This is a genomic window from uncultured Winogradskyella sp. (assembly GCF_947495255.1).
In the GTDB taxonomy this organism is placed as follows: Bacteria; Bacteroidota; Bacteroidia; order Flavobacteriales; family Flavobacteriaceae; genus Winogradskyella.
In genome coordinates, this window is sequence record NZ_CANLYI010000012.1 from 25,722 (window position 1) to 50,677 (window position 24,956).

The following is a 24,956-nucleotide window of genomic DNA, read 5'->3' on the forward strand; positions in this document are numbered from 1 at the left end:
AACTTATAAAATATAATCTGATTAAAAATCTAAGTTGCAGGTTTATAATCTTTGTTGTCAATTACCATTTTAGCGAAATCGAAAAATAATTTTCGCTAAAAGATAATTATATCGTTGAATTACGTTGCAGGTTTATAATCTTTGTTGTCAATTACCATTTTAGCGATAATCTCTTTTAAGATTTCAGATGTTCCACCTCCAATTGGACCTAAACGACTATCTCTAGCCATACGTGCCAATGGATATTCTTCCATATAGCCATAACCACCTAAAAATTGAAGACATTGATAAATAACATCGTCCGCCATCTTAGTTGATTGTAATTTAGACATTGTTGCTTCTTTTACAACATAGTCGCCCATATCTAAACGTTTTGCAACATAGTAATTAAATTGTTTACAAATTTCCATCTGCGTTTCACAATCTGCATACGTATGTCTTAATGCCTGAAATTTATCAATAGTTCTACCAAATGCAGTTCTTTCTGACATGTATTGTTTTGCATATTCTAAAGCGAACTCGGCTCTAGCATGAGAATTAACTCCCATAATTAATCTTTCTAATGCAAAATGCTGCATTATATAAGGGAAACCTTGACCTTCTTCGCCCATTATATTTGAAGCAGGAATCACCACATTATCAAAAGCAATTTCTCCTGTATCTGATGCTCTCCACCCTAACTTATCTAATTTTGTAGCTGAAATACCAGGTGTATCTCTATCCATTACAAAAATACTAATACCTTTATTCCCTAATTCTGGACTTGTTTTAGCAGCAACTACTAAATAATCGCTATAAACACCATTAGTAATAAAAGTTTTTGAACCGTTAATTACATAAGTATCACCTTTTTTAACTGCTGTTGTTCGCATACCTGCAACATCACTACCACCAAAAGGTTCAGTGATACAAAGACAACCTATGGCATCACCTAATGCACTAGGTGTTAAATATTTTTCTTTTTGCTCATGGTTTCCTTCTTTGTTAAGGTGCGTCATTGCTAAATATGCATGTGCCCACATTGCCGCAGCAAAACCACCGGAATTAATGCGTTGCATTTCTTCAAGAAAAATTACAGTATAAAATAAATCTAAATCTAATCCTCCATAAGCTTCTGGTGTTGCCAAGCCAAAATAACCCATATCTCCAATTTTTTTCCAGATGAAACGTTCTATATGACCCGTTTCTTCCCATTTATCAATATGCGGCACAACTTCCTTTTTTAAAAAGCCTCTAAGGCTTTCTCTAAATAAATTGTGCTCTTCAGTAAAATATAAATTAGACATAAATTGTTGTTTGTTATAGGTACAAATATAGCTTAATTATATCGAATTTTTTGATAGGAAAATCTTCAACTTTTAATAAATCATCAAGAGATTTAAAGCCTTCTCTGAGTGTACGTTCTTCAATAATATGATGGGCAATTTCGTAATCAATATATTGTATAGTCACTAATTCGTCTCTAGTTGCGGAATTTAAATTAAAGGTTTTAATAACTCTTGGCGTTTTAACCGTGAAGTCGTTTTTAATACGTTCAATAACTTCTGGAGATAATCCATAAACTTCACTAAGCTGAATATCTGAAATAAAGCCGCCATTAAATTTACTTCGGTATTTAATTATTCGCTCAGAGAGTTTTTTTCCTACGCCATACACTTTTTGTAATTGAGATGTTGATGCTAGGTTTAAGTCAATCTTTTGTTTGAAAGTTTTTGGTGTGTTAGAGTTTGAATAAGAATTACTATACCCTTGATATTTTGGTTTTGGATTTGTTACCCATTCCGGAAATTTAAAATATGGTGAAATGGTTTCTAGAAATGAATCTGATACTTTAGTAACATTTTGAAAATCTTTGGCTGAATTCACCCACTTGTTATTTTCTCTAAAAGCATGAAGTCTATTTATTTCTTCATTTGTCATTCCTAAAGTGTAACCTTTATAATCTGTAATGTAATTTGGATTGAAGGGATATATTTTTGGTTTCCTCTTTTCTATTTCAACTAAGCGTAAAGAATCAACTTCTTTCTTAAAAGTTTCAATTTTATTAGTTTTTTCAGGAATTTCTTGAGCAGCAATTGAGAAAATATTTGGCACAAACCAATAGAAACATTGTACAATTACAATAAGTGCCAACAATAAAAAAATCCCATTCCGTTGTTGATTAGAAAACTGGAAATGGGATTTCATATAATACTTATTAAAATGATTTATGCTTTTTTAGCTTTTATCGCCTTCATATATTTATTAAGCTCTGCTTTTACTTTAGGGGCAAGAATAACTAAACCAACCATGTTTGGAACCATCATCGCAAAAATCATTGCATCTGAGAATCCAATTACAGAACCTAAGCTAATTGAAGCACCTACTATTACAAATAAACAAAACAATACTTTATAAACATACTCTGTCTTTTTTGTTCTTCCGAATAAATAAGCCCAACCTTGGTAACCATAGTAAGACCAAGAAATCATTGTACTAAACGCGAATAACACAACTGCAACTGTTAATACATAAGGGAACCATGAAATTACAGATTCAAAAGCACCAGAGGTTAATAAAATAGCATCTGCATCATTTAAACCAGCGTTTGCAGAAGTTACATTTCCTGTAATTACTAAAACTAAAGCTGTCATAGTACAAACGACAACCGTATCTATAAAAGGCTCTAATAAAGCTACTAAACCTTCTGAAGCTGCATATTTTGTTTTTACTGCTGAATGTGCAATAGATGCAGAACCTACACCTGCTTCATTTGAAAAAGCTGCTCTTCTAAACCCTTGCACTAATACACCAATTGCTCCACCTGCAACACCTTCTGGACTAAAAGCTCCATTGAATATTTGTACAAAAGCATCACCTACCATATTAAAGTTAGCAAAGATTACAAATAATGAAGCAGCAACATATATTACGACCATAAATGGTACAATTTTATCTGTAACTTTCGCTATCTTCTTAATACCACCTATAATTACAATACCTACTAAAATTGCCATGACTAAACCAAATACCCAACGGTATCCGTTCATAAACGATTCTTCACCACCTGTCATATGCTCAAATAACTGAGCTGCTTGGTTAACTTGAAACATGTTACCTCCTCCAAAAGAACCACCAATAACAAACACAGCAAAAATTCCTGCTAATACTTTGCCTAAACCACCAAGCCCTTTGGATTTAAGACCTTTTGTTAAATAATACATTGGACCACCATAAACGGTACCATCTTCATCAATATCTCTATATTTTACACCAAGTGTACATTCTACAAACTTAGAAGCCATACCAAGAAAACCTGCTACAATCATCCAGAACGTTGCACCTGCGCCACCAACTGATACTGCAATAGCAACACCAGCAATATTTCCTAATCCTACAGTTGCCGATAAGGCTGCAGTTAATGCCTGAAAATGTGAAACTTCGCCTTCATGATCTTCTACAGCAATAGTTTCTATATTATCTCCTCCTGGCGTAGAATCACCTGCACCAACTAAAGATTCATGATGATCTAATTCATCGTATTTTCCTCTTACAATATTTACTGAGGTAAAAAATCCTTTAAAATTTATGAATTTAAAATATAAGGTAAAGTATAATGCTCCTAATATTAATGGAAATAACACCCAAAATACTTTAGTGAAAGGAGCGAAAGCTTTAATCTCTAATGAGGATACATTTTTTATATCATTGCTAGAAATAGCAAACGTCCCATCAACAATAGTAGCTGAAATACCTTTTGTGATTACTTCAATATTTTCAGCAACTCGCCCTTTGGGCATGGAAACTTTATTAATAAATATTGAATCATTTTTAAGCATATAAGAAATGCCTTTTTCTGATTCAAAAACGTTATCACCATCTGAATTAGTGACGAATTTGTTGCTTACATCTAAATCAACTTTTATCTTATTTTCTACTTCTCCAAAAGGGATTTGATAAAATATCCCCTCAACAAACCATCCTGTAGCATTCCCAAAAGCATTGTCTATTTTTTGATCAATGCCAATTTCTTGAGCCTCTTGAGCAAAGTTTAATAAGGGTAGTATAAGCGCAAAAAATGATAGAAGATATTTCTTCATGAGTAGTATTTGTTAGTTAGTTTTTAGTTAAAGTTGACAAGATGCTAAAAAATATTGAGTTTTTAAAGTCTAAGACGTTAAAATGGTTTCTTCAATTAACCAATATTGTATTCTAAATTAAGTTTTCTTATTTGTTCTGGTCTACCTAAAACAATAATTTTAGAACCAGGAATCAAAATAGTATCAGCCTCAGGATTAACAATATAATCACCTTTATCATCCTTAAAACCAATGACTGTACATCCTGTTTTTCTTCGTAAGTCGAGTTGACTAATTGTCTTTAATTCTTTTAAATTATAAAGTTGCTCTACTTTGACTTCTTCAATATTAATATTGCGTTCGCCAACGATTCCTAGATTATCTATAAACTCTATTAAATCTGGTATTACCACTAAAGAAGCCATGTGATCACCACCAATTCTATCAGGTAGAATAACATTATTTGCACCAGCCAATTTTAATTTATTATAAGAAGTTTCTTGAGATGCTCTACTTATAATACACATCTCCTTATTTATTTGACGTGCAGAAAGCACCACAAATAAATTATCTGCATCACTTGGTAAAGCACTAATTAATGTCGTCGCCTTTTGTATACCTGCTTCTATTAATATTTCATCTTCATTGGCATTACCAAAAATGAAAGGAATATTATCATCTTGAAATTTTTCAATCACCTCTTTGTCTCGTTCAACAATAACAAAGGGTTTGTCATAAGCTAATAACTTCTTAGCAGCTTGCTTACCGTTACGACCATAACCGCATATAATAATATGATTGGTCATGGCATCAATTTTCTTCTGCATTTTACGTTGTTTTATGTCTTCAAAATTATTTCTACTTAGAATGTATTCAGTAATAATAGATATAGCATAACCTACAATAACTACACTGGCTAAAATTAGGAATATTGTGAAAATTTTAGATTGTGTATCTAAAGGATTAACTTCTGCAAAGCCAACAGTTGTAATTGTAATAACTGTCATATAGATGGCATCTAGCCATTCGTAACCAGAAATAAATCTATATCCCAAAATACCGATAGCCATTAAAAACACAAGCATCATTATTGCTGTGTAAATCTTAGATCTATAAAGTCTTAAAAGCGGATTATCCATTGTTTATTATAAGTCGAAAACCGAAGAACGTTTAGTATAGACTATATCTTTAATTCGCATCCAAAATGCCAGAAAAACATAGAGTGCAAAACCAAAACCTAATGTTACAAAGGTGAGATACATAAATGAAGTTCTTACTATTTTTGCTCTAATCCCTAAACGGTCCGCAATACGTTGACAAACATAATACCCACGCTTTTGAAAATATAATAGTAAGTTGTGAGACTTATTCATGTTTGTTTTTGATTCTTTTTTTGTCACATGTTGTTCGCTATTTATCACACCTTAGGCGATAAATCTTTTAACACGCTCGTTTTATACCGCAAGTTAATTAAATTACTTCACAATTAAGCTATTGCCAACTGCACATTGCAAGCATTTATTTTTATCACAATATTCTTTTTTTAATTGCAATAACGCTTGTGAGTTTAGAGCATTTTTATCTAAAGGTTTTAAATCTAAAAATTTAGATACAATACTATTATTCTCAATTTTAATTTCTTTTATTAATTGAAATAAATCATCTTCACTTGATTTTCCCTGAGCTTTAGCATAACTGAATTTTAAAGGAATAAGTGTGTTAATAATCAGTAAATCTATAAAGGATTTTGTTAATAGTTTTTTAAAAGCTTTAGACGATTTTGAAAACGTATAATGCGTAGACCAATAACTCGTAACTCCTAAATTAAAGAATTTATAAAATTCATCTTTTGTATTGAATTGCATCACCTTGGAAAACAAATTCTGTTCTAAACTATATAAATTAGCAAATTGCGACAATCTAATAGTTGGAAAATTTGGTGGTCTCAACCTAAAAAACTGTAAAGGCACAACACCTTGATTACTAAGTTTAAATTTTTGTTTTAAAAATCCGTAGCGATGATTTAAATCTATACAATAAGCATCTTCAATAGTTTTATCAAACAATAAATTAGCTTGTCCAAAAAGCAATGCTTCCAAATCTAAAACATCATTTTGAAGTTTTCTTACAATTGAAAAATCAATAGAATTTGATAAACTAGCAAATGATTCTCCATTAACTTTTAAACCAAAATTTTTCAATAACATTTTAAAAAGAACAGCTTCCCAATCGTTATTTGATTCTATTAATAAATGTTGAATAGTTTCCGATTTACGCTCTAAACGTTCTATATACAAACGTTCTAGCCAGTTACTTATTAAGAAATCATCAACTTCTGCAAAACTAGATTCACAATTAATCCAAGATTTAGATTGTAGTAGTTTTTGATAATTGTGGATTAAGTTTAAATCTACGTAATGCTTTAACTCTACGGTTGGAATTTCAGAATTATCTTGTCTAAAAATTTCTGTATCATGCTCCCAAACCACATGTAGAATTACATTATCATAGGCCTTGTCTGTTTCGTGATTATGCACATACCAATCCGAAGATTTTATATGAATCTCTACATTACCAGCCCAAAGTTGGTCGCCAATATGTAACTGTGCGTTAAAAAAATCTGGACCAGCATTATGATTGTGCTGACCGAGTTGAGAAATAGAAACAACGTCTGCTTTAGTTGTTTTTAACAATGCTGAATTAAAGGCTTTATGTTTCCAGATGTAGTGAAGAAAATCTTCTTGCATTTATCGAAAATAATAAAAATTTTACTGATAAAAAATCAAATAGCATATTGACTCTTGTGACTATAGAATTTTAAAAGCTCATGTAATTCATTAACATCAAATGGCTTACTCAAATAACCATTCATTTTATAGCGTTCGGTTTTTTCTCTAACTTCTACTTCAGAGAAAGCTGTTAATGGCACAATCGGAATTGTAGATTTACTTGTGTCATCCATTTTTCTAATAATTTTAGCTGTATCATAACCATCTAAAACTGGCATTTGCAAATCCATTAAAATAATATCAAAATCTTTTTTAGCATATATATCTAAGACCTCTTGCCCATTTTTGGCTATTTCGTATTCAACTTTCCATCGTCTCAATAGTTTAGTCATTACTAAAATATTAATTGTATTATCTTCTGCCAAGAGTACTCTTAAATTTATAGGTTGTGTTTTAGCACTACTATGCGCTATTTCTGTAGTTAGCATTTTAGAATGTCTAAATTCAATTTCGAACCAAAACTTAGAACCAGCACCTATTTTACTCTCTAACTGTAATTCGCTATTCTGAATTTTTAATAATTGTTTACTTATATATAAACCAAGACCAGATCCTCCGTACAAAGCAGTAGTATTTTCGTTTGCCTGTACAAAACTTTTAAAAATATCCTTTTGTTTATCATAAGACACACCAATACCTGTATCGATTATATTAAATCTAACTACTGTAGTATCGTTTAATGATTTCACCTTTTCTATTCTAAATACAATTCCACCTTTATGCGTAAACTTAATTGCATTACTAAGTAAGTTTTTTAAAACTTGAGATAATTTTAGTTGATCACCTATAAGCATTACTGGTATAGCACTCTCAATTTCAACATTAAAACTTAGATTTTTACTTAACGTTGTTTGTTTAAAATGATGTTTAATATTCTGAATTAACTCTATAAAATTAAAGTCCTTTTCTTTTATCTCTATTTCTTCAGATTTGTATTTATTAAGGTTTAGTAAATCATTTATTAAGCCTAATAAATGTTCGCTAGAATACTTTAAAACTTCTAGATTCTCTAACTGAGATGGTAAAAAATCTTCCATTAACAGAATATCTGACATCCCAATAACAGCATTTAAAGGCGTTCTTATCTCGTGAGACATTGTCGATAAAAACTCATCCTTAGTTTTATTTGCTTGTTTTAACTCAATTTCCGTTTCTTTAAGCTTGGTTATATCCATTAAAGTACCAATTGCACCATCTGCCATACCTTGTATACAATACGTTGGTACTAACCTTAATTCTACCCAAATTTTTTCACCTGTAGGTTTAACAAATTCGAATATAGTATTGAAGTCATGTTTACTTTCATGTAAAACCTTAGTTATTTTTTGTTCTTGATATTTATTAATGCCTTTAAAAAAGTCCTTGTAATTTTTATTTAATGAATCTTTTATAGAAAGTCCAAACATCTCTTCGAACGCATGATTAAGATATTTAAAATCACCATTAAAGTCTGTTTTAAAAATGACACCTTCTATATTATTTACAATAGTGTTTAGTTTAGATTCTACATTAACAATCTCAGACTTTAAAGCTTTATTTGCCTTATAAAGTTCGTTAGAACTTTTTTCGAGAATATTCTCTACGTGTTTTATATCTTCATCAAAATCTTCATATGCCTGATTAACAACATTAAAAAAACCTTGAAATTTTTCTAGTTCAGCATCAGTAAATCCAGCATTACGAATTTGACGTCTTAACAACCTATGTTTTTTAGTTTCTAACATTCTGATAAAGTTGTGACAGTCATTGTCTGGTTATGAAGCTCGCAAGGCGAAGACTCACCAAAAGGCGCTATTTCTCCAAAAGAATAAAAACCGGTAATTTTTGAGTTAATACCTAGTACTTCTTCAACAGCTTCTACTTCTTCTTCTACTAATTGTTTTAATAATAAGCGACGACCTATGCAACTCACTAAAATAGTTAAATCTGGTTTTTGATTAATAGCTTCAACAGCTTTCTTAGCAGAATCTTCAGCTCCTTTTATTAATCTATCTACGTTAGATTTCATTAAACGTAAATAAGAACCTTTAGGCACATTGGCCGCAAAAATTAAACTTTGATTTTCTTCATTTATCGCACGAACCGTTCTTACAACAGGTATATCAAATTCATTAACACGCATACTAAAAGGAAAGGATAAAGCAGAGGTTGGCAAATCATAGGCTTTATCACCTAAAAATTTTTTATAAACCTCTAGCGCTGGCAATCCGTCCAACTCAAATACAATATTTTTTTTCGACTTACTTACCAAACGATCTGCACCAAAACTATTCCATCCACCATTAGAGCCATAACTAACATTGAGCTCCTTTCCATAAAATCCTAAACCCACAATTTTTTTACTTTCTATTGCTGTATTAGCTATTATAAAAGCTTCTTTTGAATCTATATTATAACCAGATAGTCCACCCGTTATACTTGTATTGTGGAAAACGCTCTTTAAACCAGAAACTAAATCTGCTCCGTTAATGTTAGAACCGTCACTAAACACAATAGCATGCTTAAGATCTTCTCCTTCTAATTGTTTTGCTAATATACTACCTGCGCCATAACTTTTGTCGATGTCAATAATATCAACAGTTGCTAATTTACAAGTAACTTTTTCTAATTCTATTGCAGATAAAGAGACGGTATTATCTGATACTTTACTACCCGAAATTTCTCCAGATGTAGAACAACCAATTAAAGTTGCATCTGGAAAACGCTTATATAATTCAGATATTAATTCTCTCTTAGGTTTAAATAAAAGTGAAACAAATAATAATATGAGATTTGGTTTTATCTCAATACTATCCATGTCACCACTCCAAGTTTCGCCAGTTAGGGATAACTGTTCTACTTTCATAGACGTTTGGTTTAAGTTTACTTAGGTTTGGAAAACGCACTTAATCGTTAAAAAAATACGTTTTGACGAATATATATCAAAATTATTACATTCTCCAAATTATTTTTAATAAACCAATAACGTTAAATAACTGAAAACTAGTTTTTAATTAAGAAATAAAATGTAAAACTCTAATTCAGTAAAGAAGAAATGTAGGCCTATAAATAGATAATAATAAAAGCTTTTTTCAATATGATTAAAATTATTTGGAGCTTCGATTTCGTTGCTGTATAAGAAGTCAGATAGTACATATTAGAACTTATTCGTTTAATAACTCAACTTTAAAACAAAAAAAATCCTGAATACTATTTAGGATTTTGATTTTATATGATTAGCACTTCGACTTCGCTCAGTGACCAAAAAACACCAACTTTCGTTTTGGTAATAATCGTTGTTTTGCAGCCTCAAAAAAAGAGTGATTAGCATTATAATCGTACCGCCCTAAATTAATAATACTAACTGTCTCACCTTTTGTCGTTTTTAACAGATATGAATCGAAGGCTTTATGTTTCCAGATGTAATGAAGAAAATCCTCTTGCATGTTGTAAAACAGAGAATTACTATTATATTTTTACGATTTTTCATAAAATTTACGTAGTTCTACGTATATCAACGCATTCATATTATGATTAACTTGTAAACGCAACCATAAATAAGAATATACGATGCGATACTTTGCTCTTAAAAACGATTTCCCTGAACTAAAAGAACGTGCACGCGTTATAAAGCGGTTAACAAGTCTAAAAGAAGATTTAGACAACAGAATACCTGAAAAAATATTTAATAAGAATGTCTTAATTGCAACTTGGAATATTAGAGATTTCGATTCTAACCAATACGGTTATGGACCACGTACTAAAGAAGCCTTTTTTTATATGTCTGAAATTATTTCGAGTTTCGATTTGGTTGCCATACAAGAAGTTAATGAAAATCTATATGCCTTCAATCGTTTAATGTATGTAATGGGTGAGAATTGGGATTATATAATGACAGATGTTACGGAAGGTACTTCTGGAAACGGTGAGCGTATGGCCTATATTTATGATACTAAACGAGTTTCTTTTCAAAAGGTAGCTGGTGAAATAGTTTTAACGCCTAGTAAACTAATTGGTGAAGAAAAACAATTTGCTAGAACACCTTATTTAGTCGCTTTTCAATCGGGATGGTTTAAATTTAAATTATGTACTGCTCATATCTATTTTGGTGCCGACTCTGGCGAAAAATTAAAACAACGTATTGAAGAAATTGATGCTATTGCTAGTAACATAAAAAAACGAGCGAAACGCTATGACGAAAATCTAATTCTTTTGGGTGATTTCAACATCTTTAGTCCTGAGCACAAAACAATGAAAGCCTTAAAAAAGCATGGTTATATAATTCCTAAAGGTATTGAAGACAGTCCATCAAATATGTATCAAACTAAGCATTATGATCAAATTGCTTTTATGGAGAAAAAAGGTGAAGTTATTTTTGGTGATCAAGACAATAGTGCAGGTGCCTACAACTATTATAATCGTGTGTTTAGCACACGTCAGTTTAAAGATTACCAATCTGTAGTGATAGAAAACCTAAACAACAAACTCACTAAACAACAAGAAAAAGCAGCAAAAACAAGTGATGCTAAAAAGAAAGCAACTATTAATAAGTCTATTGCAAAATTTAAAGCAATAATCGCCAGCGAAAAAGAGCAAAAAGAGTATTACAAAACAGAATGGCGTACGTTTCAACTCAGTGACCATTTACCGATGTGGACAGAATTAAAAATTAACTTTAGCCTAAGTTATTTGGAAAAGATTAAGAATGAGTAGATTAAACATGCACAAGTACCCAAAGTTCAACTTCTTCAGTCTGTCTCCAATGAAGATCGCGTGTTGTTTTTTCGGAAGCTCTTTTTACATTTTTCTTAAAACAACGTTCTAACTGAAAACGTCCACCTTTAGCTATTTCTTGTTCTATTGGGTGCGAATTTGCTAAACCTGTAATTTGTGCTAAATTTGAGAAGATAAGTACCAATTTTCCATCTGGCAACAAGCGTTCTTTTGCAGCTTCAAAAAAATCATTAAACAACGTTTTATTGTAATAAATGGCTTCATCTAAGTTTTCAGCTTGACGAGTTTCTGGTAACCAAGGTGGATTAAAAACAATAAGTTCAGCTGGTTTGTTCCACTTACCAAAAAGCGATCCAAAATCTAATTCAATCTTTCGAGAGATTTTGGTTGTTCCCATAGATTCTTTTAAACCTACAATAGCATTAGGATTTGTGTCAGTTCCAAACACTTTTTGAAATCCGTGTTTCACCAATTGTAATGCTAAGATTCCACTACCAATACCAACATCAATCGCTGATTTTTTTGGACCTGTATAGCGTTTTAACCAATTATCAAATAATTCTAAATGCTCAAAACGTGTTGGGAAATACACACCATAATAAGGATGAATCTTATTACGTAATGTTGGGATAATAATTCCGTTTTCATACCATTGCCAAGCACTATTTAAACCTTGTACTTGCGGTAAAGTCAGTAGGAAATCTTTACTATCTGGATATAATTTTGAAAACCAACCAATAGAAGGTGATTTTTTCACCAACAATTGATGATTTTCAATTTCAATTAAAATAAGATTAGACAATTTTTGATAAACTGATCTAAATTCTCGCTGTTCCTTAAACGATTTATTAGGCAATTTTTTATTAAGATACAGCTGTAATTCCTTTAAAAGTACAGAACCGTTATTATAAAACTCTGTAATTAATACAACATCACCAGCCTCTAATGTTTTTATGGTTGCTTTAATATCTGCACCACGACTATATGTTACTAGCTCTTCTGAAACTAAAATTGGCTCTGGTTTATTAACTTTTAAATCCGTACTCATAGAATTATATTGCTTTTGGCGAAGGTAAGCTATTGGTTGTTGATCTTGTATATGTTTGAAGTAATAAAAAAAATCCTGAATTTAAATCAGGATTTTTTTATTTAGTTTTTATGAATACTTAAACTACTCTTAGTGAACACAATTATATTAATTTATATAACCCATCTCACGCATCCAATCATCATTAAACATTTTACCTACATAACGACTTCCATGATCATGAAATAAAACTACGACCACATCCTCTGGCTTAAAATGTTCTTTTAATTGTAAGACGCCTTTTATAGCAGAACCTGCAGAGTTTCCTAAAAACATACCTTCTTCTTTTGCTAAGCGTTGTGTGTAAACGCAAGCATCTTTATCTGTAACTTTAGTAAACCCATCTATAATATCGAAATCTACATTTTTAGGAAGAATATCTTCACCTATACCTTCTGTAACATAAGGATAGATTTCGTCTTCATCAAAAATGCCTGTTTCGTGATATTTTTTAAATACAGAACCATACGTATCCACTCCCCAAATTTTAATATTTGGATTTTGTTCTTTTAAATACTTTCCAACGCCAGAAATAGTTCCTCCTGTACCAACACCTACTACAAAATGCGTGATTTTACCATCGGTTTGTTTCCAGATTTCTGGACCTGTACTTTCGTAATGTGCTTTTGTATTGCTTGGATTATCGTATTGATTAACGTACCAAGAATTTGGAGTTTCTTCACCTAAACGTTTTGAAACAGAATAATAACTTCTTGGGTCAGTTGGCTCTACAGCTGTTGGGCAAACAATAACTTCTGCACCTACAGCACGCATAATATCAACCTTTTCTTTAGATTGTTTATCTGCCATAACAAAAATACATTTGTAGCCTTTTACTATGGCTGCTAATGCTAGTCCCATTCCGGTATTTCCAGATGTACCTTCAATGATAGTTCCTCCCGGTTTTAATCTTCCGTCAGCTTCTGCATCTTCAATCATCTGCAAAGCCATGCGATCTTTTACTGAATTTCCTGGGTTAAAAGTTTCGTATTTAGCAAGTACCAAACAAGGTAAGTCTTCCACTAGCTTATTCATTTTTACCAATGGTGTATTTCCTATTGTACCTAATATATTTTCTGCGTAATCCATTTCTATTTATTATTGTTTATAAAGGTAAAATGCATTCGCCTTTAATATAACCTTAAAATTATTGAACCTTTTTCATAGGTTCATTTCATAATTGTTTTTTCGAAAGTGCAAAAATAAGTGAAAAGTTAAATGAATAAAGTTAAAAGTACGTTATTATGTTTTCTGCCTTTAACCTTTAGTAAAGCGAATATTAGCTCACAGCTAATTATTAATCAAACCGAATAGCTTTAACTGGCGAAATTTTAGATATAATTACCGAAGGAATTAGTAACATCAATAAACAAGCAATAAATGTCCCAATGTTAAGAAGTAAAATATAATCTAAGCTGATATAAACAGGTGCTGTACTCACATAATAGGTATCAGGATTTAATGGAAATAGGCTGAAGTATTTCTGAGCGAAGAGTAATCCCAATCCAATAAGATTTCCCCAAAGTAATCCTAATCCAATAAGGTAAGACGCATTATAAAGAAATACTTTTCTTATCGTCCAATTAGAACTTCCTAGTGCTTTTAGAATCCCAATCATACTTGTACGCTCTAAGATTAAAACTAATAAAGCGGTAATCATGTTAATACCAGCTACAATAATCATAATGGCAATAATTCCGTAGGTATTATTATCAAAAATTTTAATCCACTCAAAAATTGTATAATATTTTCTGGTGATAGAAGTTGCATTTAAATCTGAAGGAATAGCTTTATAAACCTCTATAGACTTCTCATCAATTTCAGAAAAATCATCAATAAATACCTCAAAATTTCCAACTTGATCAGTCTTCCATTTATTAAGTCGTTGTATATGCCTTAAATCAGCGATAAGAAATTTCTCATCGAGCTCTTGAAAACCTGAATTATAGATTCCTACAATTTCGAAATTCATAATTCTAGGCAACTTATCTAATTGCTCTCCAAAAACAGTCTGAAACTTATCATCTACTTTAAATCCTAAACGATTAGCCAAATAACTTGAAACTAAAACTTCTTCATTTCGCTTTTGTGTATAATCTGGTAATTGACCTTCAACTAAAAACTCTTTAAAGTATTCCCAATTATAATCTGCACCAACACCTTTTACAACCACACCTTCAAAATCAGTTTCGGTTCTAATAATTGCGAATTTTGTTGCTACACCTTGTATATGCTTTATACCTTGTACACTAGTAAAATTAGGATAAAAATCTTGTTCTGTAGATATTGGAACTTGCGACTCGTCTGAAGCATTAGAATCATAATTAGTAATATCTATATGGCCATTAAAAGCCACAACTTTATCTCTAATTTTTTGCTGTAAACCTAAGCCAGTTGCTATAGCAATAAGCATTACAATGATACCAATAGCAATTGCTGCGATACCAATTTTAATAATTGGTGCCGAAACACTACTTTTATACGTTTTATTGCCTATTATGCGTTTAGCTATAAATAACTCGAAATTCAAACTTAATATATGCTTTTAAAGGTTGTCAAAAATACAGTTTTATTCTCGATAATTATTGGGATTTTCTTCATTACAATTTCTTGTGGAAATAAGGTGAAGTCAGAAACTAGCGCAACAACATATCAGGACTTAAATGAAGAAGCTGCTTCAAGTGGTATTTCTGATATTGAAAACCCAATAAAAGAAACAAAAAAACAGATTATTATTGGCGCTAATAGAACACAACTTTATTTACCACTATTAAAAAATAAACGTGTAGCTGTCGTTGCAAATCAGACTTCAGTAATTTTTAAAGGTGATAGTTACACTCATATAGTAGACTCATTAATACACTTAAATATTAATGTGAAGAAAGTGTTTGCACCTGAACATGGCTTTAGAGGAACTGCAGATGCTGGCGAATTAGTAAAAGATGGTGTAGATACCAAAACAGGTTTACCAATCTATTCGCTACATGGTAAACATAAAAAACCTACAAAAGCACAGTTAGAAGATGTAGATATCGTGATTTTTGATATTCAAGATGTTGGTGTTCGGTTTTACACTTACATTTCAACTTTACATTACGTTATGGAAGCTTGTGCTGAACAAAATATTCCTCTAATAATTTTAGACCGACCAAATCCTAACGGTAATTATATTGACGGTCCTGTTTTAGAACAAGAACATAGTAACTTTTTAGGTATGCATCCTATTCCTTTAATCCATGGTATGACGTTAGGAGAATATGCAAAAATGATAAACGGTGAAGCATGGCTTAATAACGGTACCGTATGTAAAATTACAATTATAGAGGTAGATAATTATTCGCACGAATCTATGTATAGCCTACCTATAAGACCTTCTCCTAACTTACCAAATGACCAATCAATAACGTTGTATCCTAGTTTAGGCTTGTTTGAAGGCACAAATATTAATGCTGGAAGAGGTACTGAGTTTCAATTTCAACGTTATGGTGCGCCATTTTTAGATAAAAATTACTATATCTTTAGTTATACTCCTATTGCCAATTTTGGTGCAAAATATCCTAAGCACAAAAATGAAATTTGCTATGGAGCCGATTTATCCGAAGTAAAAGTAGAAAGACATTTTACTTTAAATTATATTATGGATGCTTATAAGCATAGCATTGATAAACCTAAGTTTTTTAATACTTCTAATTTCACAGCACATGCTGGCACAAAGAAATTACAACAACAAATTGAAGCAGGACTCTCTGAAAGTGACATAAAAGCAACTTGGCAAGAAGGTTTGAACGCGTTTAAAGTAGTAAGAAGTAAGTATTTAATCTATAATTGAAAGATTATTAGCATTTGTCTCAACAATTAATTCTTCTTTAGTATTGTTAGTGTCTTTTTCTAACTTAGAATTTTGGTGATGATGTAATGTGTATCCTAATAAGTACGTTAGTATTGCGACGAGGAAAATGCGGATTATATTTTTATACATGATAATAAAAGACACAGTAAATGTGCGTGTGTTAATTCAATAAAATAGTTTTCCCTCAGTTTAAACTTAAGTTGAATTATTGGTTTACCAGTTAAAAATTCTACAAACTACATAAAAACAAGAAGAACTGTAGGTTTTTTCCGGTTTAGAGTAATCCGACTATTTTAATATTTCAATTAATCGATTAGGATAATCAGTAATAATTCCATCGACATTCCATGATTTTACCTCATCCATATCTTTAACTTCATTAACCGTCCAAGGAATAATTTTGTAACCCTCTTCTTGATATTGTTTTACAGAAGTTTCATTTAATAATTTAAAATAAGGACTGATAATTTCTGGTTGGTAAGACAATGCTAGTAATTTTTCCTCTATATCCTCATTATCTTCAACCAATAAAGCGACTTCCATATTTGGCGCTTGCTTTTTTATTTCTTCGAGAATAGCTAAATCAAAAGATTGAAGATTTACACGACTCATCATGTCATTCTTCTTTAATTCATCTAAAACTAAAGCCACATACGCTTTAGGTAAAGGCGTAAAAATATTGTAATATTCACGTTCAGATTTTATTTCAATATTAAATAAAACGTCAGAATTCTTTGCCTTAACCAAGTCGAAAACTTCAGACAGTAAAGGTTTGTATGTTTTTATCTTTTCTTGATTTGGATACGTTGGATGAATTTTAGAACCACAATCAAATTGCTTAATTTCATTATAATTCATTTTGTATAAATTATAATGTGTTTGTAATGAATCTGGAATAACACTTCCTTTGACATCTAAACATATCACCGGATTCATAAAAGGCTCATGAGAAACGACCACCTTGTAATCTTTAGATATAACAATATCTAACTCCAAAGTGTTAACGCCTAAATCTATTGCTTTCTCAAAAGCTGGCAAGGAATTTTCAGGCAATAAACCTCTACAACCTCTATGACCTTGAATATCAATTTTCTTTACCTCATTGTTACAGCTCATACATAAAAGTATTAAAAACCAAATTGTATTAATGTTCAATATTGGCAGAAAGGGTTGTTTGAGCAAATGTTTAATATCGCTGTTTTTTACTTCATCTGGAAACACATCTACACCATAAACCAATTTATCGCGATCCAAGTACATATAAGTACCAAACACACGATCCCAAACACTAAAAATGTTCCCGTAATTAGAATCTGTATATGGCAATCTATAATGATGATGCGTTTTGTGCATATCTGGAGAAATAATAAAATAACTCAAAGCTTTATCTAAACCTTTTGGTAATTTTATATTAGCATGTGTAAATTGAGTAAACACCAAGGACATTGCTTGGTATAACATTACTAAAGCGATTGGTGTGCCAACAACAAAAACGCCTAATAATGTAAAAGCAAATCTTATTAAGCTTTCTACAGGATGATGTCTATTGGCTGTTGTAGTATCTACTTTATGATCTGTGTGGTGAACTAAATGAACCATCCAAAGTGGTTTTACCTTATGCTCCACACAATGCGCCAAATACGCACCAAAAAAGTCGAGTAAAAAAACACCTAACAAAGCATACAACCATAAAGGCATCTGTGGCAGCCAATTAATAATACCAAAATCGTTTGCTTTTACCCAATCTGCAGAACCTAAAAGTAAAAATGCTAACGTAAAATTTATAATGATTGTTGTTAATGTAAAAAACAGATTTGGCCATGCATGTTTCCATTTTTTATAATCGAATTTAAATAAAGGAAAACCAGCTTCTAACAACCAAAAAAAAGTAAGTCCACCGACCAAACTGAGACTTCTATGTAGAGACGGAATGGTTTCGAAGTAATTAATGATGTTTTCCAATCAGTTTATATTTAGGTTAATAATCTTTTGTGCTTTCTTCAAATTTACTGAAGAAATCTTAGATTCCCATACTGCAGCATTAGTTTCATCCTCTAAGATCTTATAAGCAGTGAAATACAAAAATGCCACAAATGACTGATTGGTTGTTTCTACAGTCTCAGCATCCATACGTTTTAATTGTCTCAGCACTTTTTTAGGACGCTTGGTAATTAAACTTTGCTGAATCTTTAAAAGCTCTACACGTTGTTTTAATGCTAAATGATTTTCTTCTGAATCTGATTCTAAAAATGCTTGAGTTTCATCTAAATAAATATTTGACAACCTAATGATATCAACTCTCACATTATCTTTCATATACATTGAAAAATCTAAGTATTTTGAAGCTAAATAATAGGCCGAATAAAAGTCTTGTTCTTGACGGTAACCATTTAACTCTAGTGCTATAAATTCTGTATTTAGAGCATACTTCTGTATCATTACAGAAATGTTTTCTAAATCTTCAGATGTGTCATTTACATTTAAAATGTTACCATTTACATCTAATATTTTAATAGAATCGTCATTAAACTTGTCTATATAGCGCTGACTTCTTTTACCCTTAATTTTCTCATATAAATCTGCGTATTGATACTCACTAACAATAACTGGTATAAAATTTTTCCAAATAACAGGACTTACTGTTTCATCCTCAAATAAGTTGTTTACAAAAACAATATTGCCTTGGTCGTCATTTACAAAAACCGGATATTGAAATTCTGTAGTTTCCTCCCAAACCATCAAAATCATTTTATTCTCAACAGATGCTAAACTTTGTGCAATTTCTAAATTAGTCATCCATGCCTGAGCAAACGAACCATTTACTGTAAAAAGAATAAATACTGCTTTTATAAAGAGCTTTCTCATATGTGATTTTTTTTAACGGTTTATCATCAAAAATTATTCCTAAATACTAAAAACTAGAATTGAATACGTTTTTTCATTTCTTCAACAATATTGAATGCAGCCGGACAAATAGCAACATTTTTCAATGTTAAATTAGAAATCTGTTGAAACTTCTTTCTATCTGTATGCGGAAATTCTCTGCATGCTTTTGGTCTTACATCATAAATAGAACAGTAATTATCCGAGCCTAAAAATGTGCAAGGCACAGACTGTAATACATAATCATTCTCTTCATCTAAGTGCAAATACGTTTCAATAAATTGCTGCTCTTTCATTTTAAAAGATTTTGCAATACGCTGAATATCTTTATCTGTAAATAAAGGTCCTGTAGTTTTACAACAGTTAGCACACTCTAAGCAATCTGTGCGTTCAAACTCTTCTTCGTGTAATTCTTGCATTATATAGTCTAACTGCTTTGGTGGTTTCTTTTTTAGCTTAGTAAAAAAGGTTTTATTCTCCTTATGCTTATCTTTGGCGAGCTTTGGAAGGTTATTAATTTGGTCTTGCATAAAACAAATTTAAGTAAAGTTCTCGATACATTTTCGAGAAAACTCGAAATCAATAGAACGCACAAAAACTATGAATAAGGATATTTTTGGAAAAGCATTATTAGATTACCAGAACGGAAACTATTCTATAGATATTATAACGTCTACTAATATTTCGGATGAAGACACTTTACCACTTCCTTATTTATTTAGAGACTATGCTGAAATGCCAAAATTAGAGCAAAAAGCTTTGCAGTTATCTAAAGGAAATATTTTAGATGTTGGCTGTGGTTCTGGTAGTCACTCGTTGTGGTTACAAGATAAAGGCTTAAATGTAAAAGCCATTGATAACTCTAAAGGTGCTATTGAAGTATCTAAGAAACGTGGTGTTACTAATACTCAATTAAAACCTCTTTTAGAAGAAACCGAAACTTTTGATACCATATTATTATTGATGAATGGCACTGGAATTTTTCAAGAATTATCTCAGGTTGCTCAAAACTTGAAGCATTTAAAATCGCTATTAAAACCCGAAGGACAAATTCTTATTGATTCTTCTGACATTTCTTATATGTATGAGGACGAAGATGGTGGACAATGGTTAGATTTAAACCATGGTTATCCTGGAGAATTAGATTATTTCTTATCTTATAAAGGCGAAAAAGAAGATGCTATGAAATGGTTATATCTCGACTTTGAAACTTTGAAAACAGCTTGTTTAACTATTGGGTTACAATGTGAAAAAGTTATGGATGGTGAGCATTTTGATTATTTAGCGAGGATATGTTTCAATTAAACGTATTGGCACATCAAATGAAACGGACGACCGAACCACCTCTCCCAAATAAATTCCCGATTCCCATTTATGAACTCCATTAATCTTAATCATTAAAGCATCATTAATAATTGGCTCTCTAGTTTCTGCGTTCTTGAATTTAACATCACTGATAACTCCATTCTTTTCAATTATAAAAGAAATTTCGCAATAGTTTTTTTTATTATAATGATCGACTTCAAAATCGGCAAAACCCAAATATTCTATAAAATCAATTTCTTTATTTTCAATTATAAATCTTGGTTGTTTATGAAGTATCCATGACCAATATACTTTACCTGAATCCATCTCAGGTTTAATATCCCTTATAAATTCTTTAGTTTTTCTAAATTCATCTATCGCACCCAATTTAGCTACCTCAAAGATATCATTCCCATACTCCTCATAGATGAGCTCTTTAATCTTTTCCCTATAACATTTTGAACCTTCCAAAACAACACATCCACCAAGACTAAGAATAATTCCATAATTTTCAACTAAATATTCTCGATAAAACTCTTTAAATCCATCTGTCTTTATTACAGAAATCAATCCATACGAAATCAACTCATACTTACCTGAATTAGCATCCTTAATCGCTTCGGTAATTCCTTCTTCACAAGAAAATATATAATACTTAATTGTACCCTTATTAGTTCTACAAGATGTAATTAGCAAGAAGAATATTGATATACTTAAAACTATGTTTTTCATACATTATTAAAAACGATAGTATCTCTTGCTTATTGCACCTCACCACCTACAACAGTCTTCAACACCTTAATATTAGGAATCGCTTTAGCTTCAACTGTCATAATATCTTGATCTAAGATGATGAAATCTGCAAATTTCCCAACTTCAATACTTCCTTTTTCGTTTTCTTCAAAATTAGAATAAGCTGCCCAAATAGTCATTCCTTTTAAAGCTTGTTCTCTAGTTAAAGCATTTTCTATTTGAAAACCGCCTTCTGGATATTGTTCTAAATCTTGTCTAGCAACGGCTGCATAAAACGTTAAAAACGGACTTACTTGCTCTACCGGAAAATCGGTACCTAATGCTACTTTTCCGTAAGCTTCTAATAATTGTTTGTAGGCATACGCACCTTTTATACGTTCTGCTCCTACTCTATCTTCTGCCCAATACATATCGCTTGTTGCATGTGTTGGTTGAATAGATGGCATTACATTTTTATACAAATCAAAATCCTGAGCAGATACAATTTGTGCATGTTCTACTCGCCAACGTCTGTCGTCTTTTCCTTTTAAAACTTTATTGTATGTTTCTAAAACGGCTCTGTTTGCTGAATCTCCAATGGCATGCGTATTCATTTGAAACTCTGAATTTGCAATGCGTTCTGCAGATTTTTTTAAGGTTTCTAAATCGGTAACCAATAAGCCTAAATGACCTGGTTTATCAGAATATGGTTCTTTAAGCATAGCTCCTCTAGAACCAAGTGCGCCATCTGCATAAAACTTAAATGAACGTACATTAAGTCGGTCTGTTTTTGTGATACCTTTATTTAAAAAGTAATCTAAGTTGTCTTCGGAATAAGATACCATCGCGTATATGCGCATTTTTAATTTTCCTGATTCTTGAAGATTTTCTATAATTTCTATAGACTCTTTACTTAATCCTGCATCATCAACCGTTGTTAAACCCAAATCAAAACATATTTTCTGTGCTTCTAATAAGGCTTTAGTTTGGTCTAATTTTGTAGGCTTTGGCCAATAATCCATTACCAATTCTTCTGCATTATCGATTAAAATTCCTGTAAGCTTTCCGTTTTCAACAACGACTTCTCCACCATCAATTTTAGAATTTTTAGTGACTTTACCTAAATCTAAAGCAGCTTGATTTGCTAATATGGCATGGCCATCAATACGTATTAAAGCAATAGGTGTATTCGGAAATAATTTATCTAATAAAGTTTTATTTGGAAATTCTTTTTCTTCCCAATCATTTTGATCCCATCCTCTTCCTAATATAAATTCATTATGTTTTTCATTCTGAAAGTCTAAAACGCGTTTTACAACATCCTCAAAACTTTTTGTACCAACCAAATCGACTGCTTGTTGATTAAATCCTAAACCTAAGAAATGACAATGTGCATCTATAAAACCTGGTAAAAGGGTTTTACCATTAGCGTTAAGCGTATCAATGGCTTTATATTTATCATTAATTTCTGAAGTTGAACCAACAGCTATTATTTTACCATCTTTTACAGCAAAAGATTCAGCTTTACTAAAGTCATTATCTACTGTATAAATGTTTGCATTAGTAACAATTAAATCGGCTTGTTGTTTGTCTTTTTGACATGCGAAGATTGTAAGTAATGTTAGAATGGATATTAATTTCTTCATAAGGATTGGTTTATAAGCATTGTAAAAATAAGAAAAGCGTTCCGGATTTGGAACGCTTTTATATATAACAAAGAAAGAGGTTGCCTAATTAAGTTCGCAATACCTATTCTATTTAAAAATCAAACTGGTAAGTTGCTCCAGCCAATACCTGAATACCTTGAACTGGGAAATTTAACCAACGGTCATAATCTTGGTTAAAAATGTTATTCGCTTTTGCAAAGAAGGATAATTGGTCATTTAATTTATAACCAACATGTGCATTAAGGTCGAAGTAACTGTCTAAGCTTTCTCTTGTTGCAATTGGTAAAGAAAACAGAGTATTTACTATTCTTTCGTCTTTACGTTCACCAACAAAATATCCACTAGCTCCTGCAAACCATTGTTCTGAAATTTGATAATCTAAAAATATAGATGCTTCTAAATCTGGTAAGTTCCATGCTTGCGCTTGATCTTTCGTATCATAAGCAAAATATTCTCCTTTAATTCCTAAAGAAAAATTTCTATTGACATCAACATTCAATTCACCAGAAATAGAGAACGTTGTTATATTATCGTAAACGACACCAAATGAATTTCCGTATTGGTAATCTTCTGTTGGTGTAGCAAGGGCATCATTAGATTTATATAATGCTTTATCTTTTTCTGAGCCATAATTACCTCTTACATTATAACTCACGTTATTAGTTAATTTTCCTTTAACACCAACAAAAGCTATAAATTGTTGATTGGTCGGAGCTATAGAAAGTGTAGGCGATACAAACGGATTAATATTTGCGAAATCATAATATGAATTCTGAACCACTTCACCCGTTAAACCACCATAACCAATTAAAAGTTCATCCACTAAACGGTAAGACGCTTCAACATTTGGATGAATATAAAATTTACTTTTACTCAATTCTGTATCATTAAGGTACGTTAATCGTACGCCTAAATTAAGTGTTAAATCATCCTTATTTAATTGGTACGAAGGTGCTAAACCAAACATAAAATTACCATAATTTAATTCTGCTATTCCGTTGTAATCCGTATCAAAACTTCCTGCTATTCCGTCTAAAAACACCTCAGCATCAATATCTGCATCTCTTATAGAAACTTCAAAATTTGTATTTGCCATAAAACGATTTTCACCAGAACTTCTGTCATCTCCAAAACGTCTAAAACGAATGCTAGCATCTTTAACAAGAGCATCATTAAAATTAATTTTTCCACCAATATTAAAACTTGTGTAATTATGTTTTGGGTCAATAACATCTGCTTCTGCTTGCCCAAAATAATCTTGTGGCAAACCATACCAATTATAAGTTTGTAAATCAAAACCTCCATCTACTTTCCATGTAAAGTCTCTTAGGTTTTTAGTGTAGTGTGCATTCAGTTTTGTTTTAGAAAAATTATCGTCTAATAATAAATCATCAATTCCACCTTGTGAGGAATGGTGACTAAAATAACCACCAACATTCTCATCTCTACTTAACTCATGGTTTAAATACACTTCACCCAAAATAGTTGTATAAGTCCCAATACCTAGTGATGCATAATTATCGTATAACTTAACAGCTTTAACTTTATCTACAGTTGCCGCTTTTCCTTTTGCTGGTGTAAATGTAGAAGCTACGGGAATTGAGAAAATATTATATTTTATTTCCTTTTTCTTCACTGCGTTGGAGTCATTCAATTTTGGATTATCCTTAATTTTAAAGGCATCTGAAATTGTTGGCTTATATGGCTTAATAACATTAACCGTTTGATCTGCTATAGTATCTTTTTCTTGAGCAACCAAACAAGCAAGACTACTTGATATGGTTAGTATAAAAATTAAAAACTTGATTTTCATTTTATATGTTTTGATTTGAATTTGCTTTGACTAGGAGACCCCTTTTTTCAAAGGGACTG

Annotated in this window: 21 protein-coding genes and 1 pseudogene; 3 read left to right on the forward strand and 19 right to left on the reverse strand. The window is 31.3% G+C overall.

What is annotated here, in order from left to right:
• Positions 1–119 precede the first annotated feature (119 nt).
• The 9 genes from Q0807_RS17460 to Q0807_RS17500 form a co-directional block, all read right to left on the reverse strand.
• The gene (locus Q0807_RS17460; RefSeq protein WP_299112251.1) at positions 120–1,286 is read right to left on the reverse strand and encodes an acyl-CoA dehydrogenase family protein; all 1,167 of its coding nucleotides are present in this window, start codon (positions 1,284–1,286) and stop codon (positions 120–122) included.
• Positions 1,287–1,299: 13 nt separating this feature from the next.
• Positions 1,300–2,187 carry a helix-hairpin-helix domain-containing protein gene (locus Q0807_RS17465; RefSeq protein ID WP_299112253.1) on the reverse strand — a complete coding sequence of 296 codons (888 nt, stop codon included), beginning with the start codon at positions 2,185–2,187 and terminating at the stop codon, positions 1,300–1,302.
• Positions 2,188–2,207: 20 nt separating this feature from the next.
• Positions 2,208–4,079: a sodium:alanine symporter family protein gene (locus tag Q0807_RS17470; protein ID WP_299112255.1), complete on the reverse strand. Its 1,872-nt coding sequence runs from the start codon at positions 4,077–4,079 to the stop codon at positions 2,208–2,210.
• A 95-nt stretch (positions 4,080–4,174) separates the two neighbouring features.
• The gene (locus Q0807_RS17475; protein ID WP_299112257.1) at positions 4,175–5,197 is read right to left on the reverse strand and encodes a TrkA family potassium uptake protein; all 1,023 of its coding nucleotides are present in this window, start codon (positions 5,195–5,197) and stop codon (positions 4,175–4,177) included.
• A 6-nt stretch (positions 5,198–5,203) separates the two neighbouring features.
• Positions 5,204–5,431: a PspC domain-containing protein gene (locus Q0807_RS17480; RefSeq protein ID WP_299112259.1), complete on the reverse strand. Its 228-nt coding sequence runs from the start codon at positions 5,429–5,431 to the stop codon at positions 5,204–5,206.
• Between the two features lie 102 nt (positions 5,432–5,533).
• A complete protein-coding gene (locus tag Q0807_RS17485; protein ID WP_299112261.1) occupies positions 5,534–6,805 on the reverse strand; it encodes a DUF2851 family protein in 1,272 nt (423 codons plus the stop codon).
• Between the two features lie 35 nt (positions 6,806–6,840).
• The gene (locus tag Q0807_RS17490) at positions 6,841–8,571 is read right to left on the reverse strand and encodes a PAS domain-containing hybrid sensor histidine kinase/response regulator (RefSeq protein WP_299112263.1); all 1,731 of its coding nucleotides are present in this window, start codon (positions 8,569–8,571) and stop codon (positions 6,841–6,843) included.
• Positions 8,565–9,692: an FIST signal transduction protein gene (locus Q0807_RS17495; protein WP_299112265.1), complete on the reverse strand. Its 1,128-nt coding sequence runs from the start codon at positions 9,690–9,692 to the stop codon at positions 8,565–8,567. Before Q0807_RS17495 ends, Q0807_RS17490 begins: the two co-directional genes overlap by 7 nt.
• Positions 9,693–10,080: 388 nt before the next feature.
• Positions 10,081–10,272, reverse strand: coding sequence for a DUF2851 family protein (locus tag Q0807_RS17500; protein WP_299112267.1), 192 nt, complete (start codon positions 10,270–10,272; stop codon positions 10,081–10,083).
• Positions 10,273–10,396: 124 nt separating this feature from the next.
• On the opposite strand from Q0807_RS17500, the gene Q0807_RS17505 reads away from it, so the two are divergent.
• Positions 10,397–11,539, forward strand: a complete 1,143-nt coding sequence (locus Q0807_RS17505; protein WP_299112269.1) for an endonuclease/exonuclease/phosphatase family protein — start codon at positions 10,397–10,399, stop codon at positions 11,537–11,539.
• Between the two features lies 1 nt (position 11,540).
• Here Q0807_RS17505 and Q0807_RS17510 read toward each other — a convergent pair whose 3' ends face one another.
• The 3 genes from Q0807_RS17510 to Q0807_RS17520 form a co-directional block, all read right to left on the reverse strand.
• On the reverse strand, positions 11,541–12,608 hold the full coding sequence (locus tag Q0807_RS17510) for a methyltransferase (protein WP_299112271.1): 1,068 nt from the start codon (positions 12,606–12,608) through the stop codon (positions 11,541–11,543).
• A gap of 147 nt (positions 12,609–12,755) precedes the next feature.
• Positions 12,756–13,736: a PLP-dependent cysteine synthase family protein gene (locus tag Q0807_RS17515; RefSeq protein WP_299112274.1), complete on the reverse strand. Its 981-nt coding sequence runs from the start codon at positions 13,734–13,736 to the stop codon at positions 12,756–12,758.
• 208 nt (positions 13,737–13,944) lie between these two features.
• Positions 13,945–15,177, reverse strand: coding sequence for an ABC transporter permease (locus Q0807_RS17520; RefSeq protein WP_299112276.1), 1,233 nt, complete (start codon positions 15,175–15,177; stop codon positions 13,945–13,947).
• A 9-nt stretch (positions 15,178–15,186) separates the two neighbouring features.
• On the opposite strand from Q0807_RS17520, the gene Q0807_RS17525 reads away from it, so the two are divergent.
• Positions 15,187–16,476 (forward strand): DUF1343 domain-containing protein, encoded by a 1,290-nt coding sequence (locus Q0807_RS17525; RefSeq protein WP_299112278.1) that lies wholly within the window; start codon positions 15,187–15,189, stop codon positions 16,474–16,476.
• A 309-nt stretch (positions 16,477–16,785) separates the two neighbouring features.
• Here Q0807_RS17525 and Q0807_RS17530 read toward each other — a convergent pair whose 3' ends face one another.
• From Q0807_RS17530 to Q0807_RS17545, 4 genes and pseudogenes are all read right to left on the reverse strand, one after another.
• Positions 16,786–17,613: a glycerophosphodiester phosphodiesterase family protein gene (locus Q0807_RS17530; protein WP_299112379.1), complete on the reverse strand. Its 828-nt coding sequence runs from the start codon at positions 17,611–17,613 to the stop codon at positions 16,786–16,788.
• A gap of 48 nt (positions 17,614–17,661) precedes the next feature.
• Positions 17,662–18,459: pseudogene (locus Q0807_RS17535) on the reverse strand (sterol desaturase family protein); the annotation flags it as partial.
• Positions 18,460–19,362 (reverse strand): hypothetical protein, encoded by a 903-nt coding sequence (locus Q0807_RS17540; RefSeq protein ID WP_299112281.1) that lies wholly within the window; start codon positions 19,360–19,362, stop codon positions 18,460–18,462.
• Between the two features lie 53 nt (positions 19,363–19,415).
• Positions 19,416–19,910 carry a YkgJ family cysteine cluster protein gene (locus tag Q0807_RS17545; RefSeq protein WP_299112284.1) on the reverse strand — a complete coding sequence of 165 codons (495 nt, stop codon included), beginning with the start codon at positions 19,908–19,910 and terminating at the stop codon, positions 19,416–19,418.
• 70 nt (positions 19,911–19,980) lie between these two features.
• Here Q0807_RS17545 and Q0807_RS17550 point away from each other — a divergent pair, with 70 nt between their 5' ends.
• Positions 19,981–20,685 (forward strand): methyltransferase domain-containing protein, encoded by a 705-nt coding sequence (locus tag Q0807_RS17550; protein ID WP_299112286.1) that lies wholly within the window; start codon positions 19,981–19,983, stop codon positions 20,683–20,685.
• On the opposite strand, the gene Q0807_RS17555 is transcribed toward Q0807_RS17550, so the two are convergent.
• The 3 genes from Q0807_RS17555 to Q0807_RS17565 form a co-directional block, all read right to left on the reverse strand.
• Complete coding sequence (locus tag Q0807_RS17555; protein ID WP_299112288.1) at positions 20,662–21,381, reverse strand: hypothetical protein; 720 nt, start codon at positions 21,379–21,381, stop codon at positions 20,662–20,664. The two genes, Q0807_RS17550 and Q0807_RS17555, sit on opposite strands and share 24 nt — an antisense overlap.
• Positions 21,382–21,446: 65 nt before the next feature.
• A complete protein-coding gene (locus tag Q0807_RS17560; RefSeq protein WP_299112290.1) occupies positions 21,447–23,063 on the reverse strand; it encodes an amidohydrolase in 1,617 nt (538 codons plus the stop codon).
• A 112-nt stretch (positions 23,064–23,175) separates the two neighbouring features.
• Positions 23,176–24,897 carry a TonB-dependent receptor gene (locus tag Q0807_RS17565; protein ID WP_299112292.1) on the reverse strand — a complete coding sequence of 574 codons (1,722 nt, stop codon included), beginning with the start codon at positions 24,895–24,897 and terminating at the stop codon, positions 23,176–23,178.
• Positions 24,898–24,956: the final 59 nt, after the last annotated feature.